Here is a 7,391-nt window from a genome sequence, read left to right as displayed (position 1 = left end):
ACGCCGCGAGGCAGGCGCCACTTCCGACACAGGCCCTAGGCCGCGGCCAGGTCTGACGGATGCTGGGCAAGTGGAGTGACGTCGATCGACATGTACGGGAAGAGCGGGAGGCTCCACAGAATCCGGTGCAGTGCCTCGTTGTCAGCGACGTCGAAGACGCTGATGTTGGCGTACTGCCCGACACACCGCCAGATGTGGACCCACTCCCCCGACTTCTGCAGTTCCTGGCAGTACGCCTTCTCGCGCGCCACCAGGTCCGCGCGAACCTCGGGATCGAGGTCGCGCGGAATCGCCACGTCCATCCGTACCGCGAACAGCACCGTGCATCACGCCTTGTCGAGGACGAAGTCGTACGTGACCTCGCGGCCGTTGCCGTCGCTCGACGGGCCGGGGTCGAGGATGAGCTCGGGCTTCACGGCGGAGGCGATGTCGTCGGAGACGTGGCTGCCGCCCTTGAAGTAGAGCTGGGTGGTGATGAGCTGGTGATCCGGCGCCGACACCTTCAGGTGGAGGTGGGCGGGGCGCCACGCATGCCAGCCCGCGGCAGCGATGAGCCTGCCGCAGGAGCCGTCCGTGGGGATCTGGTAGGGCGCGGGCTCCATGGTGTGGATCTTGAAGTTGCCCTGGTCATCGGCGACGACGGTGCCGCGCAGGTTCCATTCCGGAAGGTTGGGCGCGAACTGGGAGTAGTAGCCGTCGTTGTCGGCGTGCCACATCTCGACCGTGGCGCCTGCCAGCGGGGTTCCGTCCACCGAGGTGATCTGGCCCTGGAAGAGCAGCGGAGTGCCGTCCTCGTCGTCCCTCATGGGCAGAGTCGCTTCGGCCGGGAGACGCGGCGAGTCGGGGATGTAGTACGGGCCCTCGATGGTGCCCTTGCTGCCCTCGCGGTTCTCGTTGGCGACCTCCTCGACGACGTGCTCCAGCCACACGTCGAGGAAGAGCGGCCACTCGCCGTCCTCGCCGACCTGGATGAGCCACGACTTGAGGACGTCGTACTCGGCGTAGGTGACCTTGTGGCGGCGGATGATGTCGTGGGCGGCTGTGAGGAGTTCGGAGACCAGGGTGTCCACGCGCTTGGTGTCGGAGTCAGCGGTTCCGGTGCGCTGCTTGCTGCGGAACTGCTCAGTGGCGGCGGCTCCGGACGCGGCCGCGGTGGCCTGCTCGACCTGCTCGGTGATGGTGTCGGTCATGGTCTTTCCGTCCCTTGTCTGTCTGGTGTCGTTCTGTCCGCTGTATGTCTGGTGTCGTTCTGTCCGCCGGCCTCTGCCTGAGGCCGTCCGTCAACGGTCCTGGCGGTAGCGAGCCAGCTTCTCGGGGTCGACGTCGATGCCGAGGCCGGCGCCCTCGCGGATGCGCAGGGTGCCGTCCTCGATGGTCAGCGGCTCGGTGAGGAGGTCGTCGGTCATGTCGAGGAAGTTCGACAGCTCGCCGGCGTGCAGGGAGGTCGTCCGGTGGGCGGCGCCGAAGGCGGCCGAGCACAACGTGCCGATCTGGCCGTCGATCTGGTTGCCCATCACCACCTCGACGCCGAGCCCCTCGCACTCGTGCAATACGCGCTGGGAGGCGCTGAAGCCGGTGCGGGCGGTCTTGATGCTGATGGCGGTGGCGGATCCGCCGAGGAGTTCGCGGGTGACCTCGGCGGCCCGGGTGGCGCTCTCGTCGGCGATGAAGGGCACCGGGCTCTGCGCGACCAGCCAACGCCTGCCCAGCACGTCGTCGGCGGGGCAGAGTTCCTCGGCGAAGGTCAGGCCGAGGTCGGCCATCTCACGCAGGGCGCGGGCGGAGTCGGAGGCGCTCCAGCCGCGGTTGCCGTCGATGTAGAGCTCCACGTCCGGGCCGAGCGCCTCGCGCAAAGCCCGGCAGGCCACCACGTCTTCGGTGTACGGCTGCCGCCCCACCTTCACCTTGAACGTGGTGACCCCGTACGTGTCCCGGATCCGCTCCGCCTCGGCGACCATGCGGTCGGCCGGCGCGAACCCGACCATGTGGCTCACCCGCATACGGTCCGTGTAGCCGCCGAGCAGTCCGGAGACCGGCATGCCGGCGGCCTGGCCGAGGATGTCCCACAGGGCCATGTCGATGGCCGCCTTGGCGGTCGGGTTGCCGACGGTCCGGTCGAGCTTCTCGTGGACCGCCTCGCGCTCCAGCGGCGTCAGTCCCAGGATCCCCGGCGTGAAGATCTTGTCGATCACCGCGACGATCGACTCCTGGGTCTCGCCGTAGGTGTACGGGCGAGGCGGCGCCTCGGCGGTCCCGGTCAGGCCCTCGTCCGTGTGCACCCGCACCAGGACGTGGTCCGCGGTGTGCACCTCACCGCTGGCGAACTTCAGCGGCTTCTCATAGGGAATGGCAAAGGGTATTGCCTCCACGTTGACGATCTTCATGCCACTCCTTCGGGCACTTCAAGAAACATGTCGTGCTGCTCCAGCACCTTCAGGAGGTTCCGCAGCAGCGGCGAGTCGTCGTCCTCGCGCCAGGCCAGGTCCAGGCGTACGGACAGCGCGTCCTCGATCTCCTTGCACAGCACTCCCTCGCGGGGCGCGGAGCGGATCGAGTCCGGGAGCACGGCGACGCCGAGGCCGGCGGCGACCAGCGCCAGAGCTGCCGAGGTCTCGGTGACCTCGTACGCGCGGTGCGGGTAGAAGCCGGAGGCGAGGCAGCTGCGTACGACGGCGTCGTTGACGACGGAGCCGAGCGCGGCGCCATACATGATGAAGTCCTCGTGCCGCAGCTGCTCCACGCGGACGGATTCCGCGTCGGCGAGCCAGTGCTGCTCCGGGACCGCCACGATCAGTGGTTCGGAGGCGATGGAGCGGTGGGCGATGCCCTCCTGCCGTACCGGTGGGCGCAGGACCCCGACGTCGAGGCGCCGCTCGATCAGCCCCGCTTCCTGGGCGGGCGTGAGCATCTCGGTGTGCACCTCCAGCATCACGTGTGGCATCTCTCGCTTCATCAGCCGTGCCAGCGCGGGCAGTTGTCGGTACGAGGCGGAACCCGTCAGGCCGATCCTCAGCACCCCCTCCACCCCGGACGCGAAGCGCGCGACCCTGGCCACCGCTTCGTCGACGGCTTGGAGGATCCGCTCCACATCGGTGCGGAACACCTCGCCGGCGCCGGTCAGGGCGACCTGGCGGGTCGTGCGGGTGAACAGCTCCACGCCCAGTTCCGACTCCAGTCGGCGGATCGCCTGGGAGAGCGGGGGCTGGGCCATGTGCAGGCGTTCCGCGGCCTTTCCGAAATGACGCGTTTCGGCGACGGCCACGAAATACCGGAGGTGCCTGAACTCCATCGGGCTGCCCCTTTCCTGTTTCGGGGCCCCTCGAATGCCCCTCAGCGTAGGGAGCGCCTCCCATACACCACAAATACCTGGTTGGAGGTTATTGAGACGCCGGAGATATCAGTACCCCCCTGGGTCAACCCTGGGGAAATGTCTGGGGCCGACTCTTCACCGCGCTGCCATGGTGCTGAAAAGCGGCCGTAACACGCCGTTGCCGACCGGAGAGGCCGCTCGGCGACATGAATCGCGGACAGGAATCGGAGGGACGGACCATGGCCGACGACCTCAGCCGTGCACGGACCATCCTCGAAGACGCCCTCGTGGAGGACCCGGACAGCGGTGTGTACCGGGTGCGCCGGAGCGTCTTCACCGACGAGGAGCTTTTCGAGCTGGAGATGAAGTACATCTTCGAGGGCAACTGGGTCTATCTCGCTCACGAGAGCCAGATCCCGGAGATCGGGGACTACTTCACGACCTATATCGGCCGGCAGCCCGTCGTCATCTCCCGCGACAAGCAGGGCGAGCTGCACTGCCTGATCAACGCGTGCAGCCACCGCGGCGCGATGCTCTGCCGCCGCAAGACCGACAACCGCACCACCTTCACCTGCCCGTTCCACGGCTGGACGTTCAACAACAGCGGCAAGCTGCTGAAGGTGAAGGACCCGCGCGAGGCGGGCTATCCGGAGCAGTTCAACACCGACGGCTCCCACGATCTGAAGAAGGTCGCCCGGTTCGAGAGCTACCGCGGCTTCCTCTTCGGCAGCCTCAACCCGGACGTCAAGCCCCTCACCGAGCATCTGGGCGACGCGGCGGTCGTCATCGACATGGTCGTCGACCAGTCCCCTGAGGGTCTGGAGGTGCTGCGCGGCTCGTCCACGTACCACTACGACGGCAACTGGAAGCTGCAGGCGGAGAACGGCGCCGACGGCTACCACGTGTCCGCAACCCACTGGAACTACGCGGCCACGCAGGCCCGCCGTACGTCCGGGGAGTCGAAGAACGACACCAAGACGATGGACGCGGGCGGCTGGTCCAAGCAGCAGGGCGGCTTCTACTCCTTCGACCACGGCCATCTGCTGCTGTGGACCAAGTGGCTCGACCCCGCCAACCGGCCCCTCCACGAGAAGCGCGACGAGCTGGCGGCCGAGTTCGGCGAGGAGAAGGCCGACTGGATGATCGGCGTCTCCCGCAATCTGTGCCTCTATCCCAATGTCTATCTGATGGACCAGTTCAGCTCGCAGATACGGCATTTCAGGCCCATCTCCGTCGATAAGACCGAGGTCACCATCTACTGCATCGCCCCCAAGGGCGAACCGGCCGAGGCGCGTGCCCGCCGCATCCGGCAGTACGAGGACTTCTTCAACGCCACCGGCATGGCGACCCCGGACGACCTGGAGGAGTTCCGCTCCTGCCAGAAGACCTACCTGGCCGAATCCATGCCCTGGAACGACCTCAGCCGCGGCGCCGTGCACCAGATCGACGGCCCCGACGAGGACGCCAAGAAGATCGGCATCAATCCCATCGCCAGCGGCGTGCGCACGGAGGACGAGGGCCTCTACCCCATCCAGCACGGCTACTGGCTCGAGACCATGCGCAAGGCCCTGGAGGTGGCGAAGTGACCACGGCGATCGACACCACGATCACGCCCGGCGCAGTCACGCTGGAGGGCATCCGCCAGTTCCTCTACCGCGAGGCGCGTCACCTCGACGACCGCGAGTTCGAGAAGTGGCTGGAGTGCTACCACCCGGACGCCGAGTACTGGATGCCCGCCTGGGCGGACGACGACGAGCTCACCCGCGACCCGCAGCGTGAGATCTCGCTGATCTACTACCCGAGCCGGGCGGGTCTGGAGGACCGGGTGTTCCGCATCCGCACCGACCGCTCCAGCGCGACAAGCCTGCCCGAGCCGCGCACCGGCCACAACATCACCAACGTCGAGATCACCGGCCAGGACGGTGACCTGGTGGACGTGCGGTTCAACTGGTTCACGCTCTACTACCGCTACCAGACCGTCGACACGTACTTCGGCACGTCCTTCTACCGGATCGACTTCTCGGGCCCGGACCCGCTGATCAGGAGCAAGAAGGTCGTGCTGAAGAACGACTACGTGCACCACGTCGTCGACATCTACCACGTCTGAGCCGGCCAGTCCCCGTCCTGATACGACGCCCCCTTCTTGAAATGAGCAAGCGCATGCCCTTCCAGGTCGCCCTGAACTTCGAGGACGGCATCACCCGGTTCATCGAGTGCCGGCCCGACGAGACGGTCGCCGAGGCCTCGTACAAGGCCCGGATCAACATCCCCCTCGACTGCCGCGACGGCGCCTGCGGCACCTGCAAGTCGCTGTGCGACTCGGGCCGTTACGACGGCGGCGACTACATCGACGAGGCACTCACCGAGGACGAGGCGGCGCTCGGCTACTGCCTGCCCTGCCAGATGACGCCGCAGAGCGATCTCGTGCTGCGCATCCCCTCCTCCTCGGCCGCGGCCAGGACCGCCGCGGCCACGCACACCGCCACCGTCGCCGGCATCAAGCACCACTCACCCACCACGGTCGAGTTCACGCTCGACGTCGACGACCGGGAGGCGCTGGACTTCCTGCCCGGCCAGTACGTCAACGTCGCCGTGCCCGGCACGGACCAGGCCCGCTCGTACTCGTTCAGCTCCGGCCCGAACCAGCAGCAGACCTCGTTCCTGGTGCGGATCGTGGAGGGCGGCGCGATGTCCGGCTACCTCACCGAACGCGCCGCGGTCGGCGACCGCATCGAGTTCACCGGTCCGATGGGGAGCTTCTACCTGCGCGAACTCACCCGGCCCGCCCTGCTCCTTGCGGGCGGCACCGGCCTCGCACCGCTGCTGTCGATGCTGGAACGCCTGGCCCAGAAGCCGGTCGCCCACCCGGTCCACCTGCTCTACGGAGTCACCACCGACCAGGACCTCGTCCACCTCGACACCCTCGAGGACTACGCGGAGGTCATCCCGGGATTCACCTTCGACCACTGCGTGGCCGACCCGTCCAGCAGCGCCCGCAACAAGGGTTTCGTCACCGGCCTGATCGACTCCGGGACGCTGCACGACGGTGACGTGGACGTCTACCTGTGCGGACCGCCGGCCATGGTGGAGGCTGTACGCGGCCACATCACCTCCCTCGGCGTGACTCCGGCGAGCTTCCACTACGAGAAGTTCACGCCGGCCGCCGCAAGGGAGACGGTGGAGGCGGCCGCGTGAGCGTGACCACCATCCACGCAGACCGGTTCGCCGGGAAGAAGGCCGTGGTCACGGGTGCGGCGCAGGGCATCGGTCTCGCGGTGGCCCGCCGCATGGCAGCCGAGGGCGCCGAGCTGACCCTCGTCGACCGGTCCGAGCTGGTCCACGAGGCCGCCGCCGCACTCGGCGCGCACTCCGTCACCGCCGACCTGGAGACCTACGCGGGAGCCGAGTCGGCCGTCGCCTCCGCCCTGGAGCAGCACGGCCGGATCGACGTCCTGGTGAACAACGTGGGCGGCGCGATCAACTTCAAGCCGTTCACCGAGTTCACGGCCCAGGAGATCCAGGCGGAGATCACACGCTCGCTGATGACCACCCTGTGGTCCTGCCGAGCGGTGCTGCCGACCATGACGGAACAGGGACACGGCGTGATCGTCAACGTCTCCTCCTGCGCGACCCGCGGCATCCACCGCATCCCGTACTCCGCGGCCAAGGGCGGCATCAACGCGCTCACCGCCTCACTCGCCTTCGAGTGCGCCGACGCCGGCGTCCGCGTGGTCGCGACCGCGCCGGGCGGCACCGAGGCGCCCCCGCGCAAGATCTCCCGGGGCACTCCGACGCCACGGACCGCACAGGAGAAGGACTGGTTCCAGGCCCATATCGACCAGACCATCGCATCCTCCCTGCTGAAGCGGTACGGAACGCTGGCCGAGCAGGCCGCCGCGATCTGCTTCCTCGCCTCCGACGAGGCGTCCTACATCACCGGCACGGTGCTTCCCGTAGCGGGCGGGGACCTCGGCTGAGTCCCCCGTCCCCTTTCCTACAACTCCCCCCACGGCCGCCCCTCATGTGCATCACCTCCCCACCCCTGCACGCCGCCGCCCGGGCGCCCCCTCGCCCGCGCCGC

General features: G+C 68.0%; 8 protein-coding genes. 4 read left to right on the top strand and 4 right to left on the bottom strand.

The window, feature by feature from the left end; all coding sequences use genetic code 11:
* Positions 1-35: 35 nt before the first annotated feature.
* The 4 genes from catC to H1D24_RS31540 all read right to left on the bottom strand — a co-directional run bounded on the left by catC (position 36) and on the right by H1D24_RS31540 (position 3,289).
* Positions 36-320 (bottom strand): muconolactone Delta-isomerase, encoded by a 285-nt coding sequence (gene catC / locus H1D24_RS31555; RefSeq protein WP_309484504.1) that lies wholly within the window; start codon positions 318-320, stop codon positions 36-38.
* A gap of 6 nt (positions 321-326) precedes the next feature.
* Complete coding sequence (gene catA / locus H1D24_RS31550) at positions 327-1,190, bottom strand: catechol 1,2-dioxygenase (RefSeq protein WP_181661133.1); 864 nt, start codon at positions 1,188-1,190, stop codon at positions 327-329.
* A gap of 90 nt (positions 1,191-1,280) precedes the next feature.
* A complete protein-coding gene (locus H1D24_RS31545) occupies positions 1,281-2,384 on the bottom strand; it encodes a mandelate racemase/muconate lactonizing enzyme family protein (protein ID WP_181661132.1) in 1,104 nt (367 codons plus the stop codon).
* Complete coding sequence (locus H1D24_RS31540; protein WP_181661131.1) at positions 2,381-3,289, bottom strand: LysR substrate-binding domain-containing protein; 909 nt, start codon at positions 3,287-3,289, stop codon at positions 2,381-2,383. The genes H1D24_RS31545 and H1D24_RS31540 overlap by 4 nt, the downstream gene beginning before the upstream one ends.
* A 260-nt stretch (positions 3,290-3,549) precedes the next feature.
* Between H1D24_RS31540 and benA the strand changes: the two genes are divergently transcribed.
* From benA to benD, 4 genes are read left to right on the top strand one after another with little or no spacing between them, the layout of a single operon-like run.
* Entirely contained in the window at positions 3,550-4,896 is a 1,347-nt protein-coding gene (gene benA, locus H1D24_RS31535; protein WP_181661130.1) for a benzoate 1,2-dioxygenase large subunit, read from the top strand.
* Positions 4,893-5,417 (top strand): benzoate 1,2-dioxygenase small subunit, encoded by a 525-nt coding sequence (gene benB, locus H1D24_RS31530; protein ID WP_181661129.1) that lies wholly within the window; start codon positions 4,893-4,895, stop codon positions 5,415-5,417. The genes benA and benB overlap by 4 nt, the downstream gene beginning before the upstream one ends.
* A 41-nt stretch (positions 5,418-5,458) precedes the next feature.
* The gene (gene benC, locus H1D24_RS31525) at positions 5,459-6,505 is read left to right on the top strand and encodes a benzoate 1,2-dioxygenase electron transfer component BenC (RefSeq protein ID WP_258564440.1); all 1,047 of its coding nucleotides are present in this window, start codon (positions 5,459-5,461) and stop codon (positions 6,503-6,505) included.
* Positions 6,502-7,287, top strand: coding sequence for a benzoate diol dehydrogenase BenD (gene benD, locus H1D24_RS31520; protein ID WP_309484503.1), 786 nt, complete (start codon positions 6,502-6,504; stop codon positions 7,285-7,287). Before benC ends, benD begins: the two co-directional genes overlap by 4 nt.
* Positions 7,288-7,391 lie beyond the last annotated feature (104 nt).

It is taken from the genome of Streptomyces himalayensis subsp. himalayensis (assembly GCF_013778455.1).
Taxonomy (GTDB): Bacteria; Actinomycetota; Actinomycetes; order Streptomycetales; family Streptomycetaceae; genus Streptomyces; species Streptomyces himalayensis.
The sequence above is the reverse complement of the archived record's forward strand: the minus strand, read 5'-3'. Positions and strand labels throughout refer to the sequence as shown.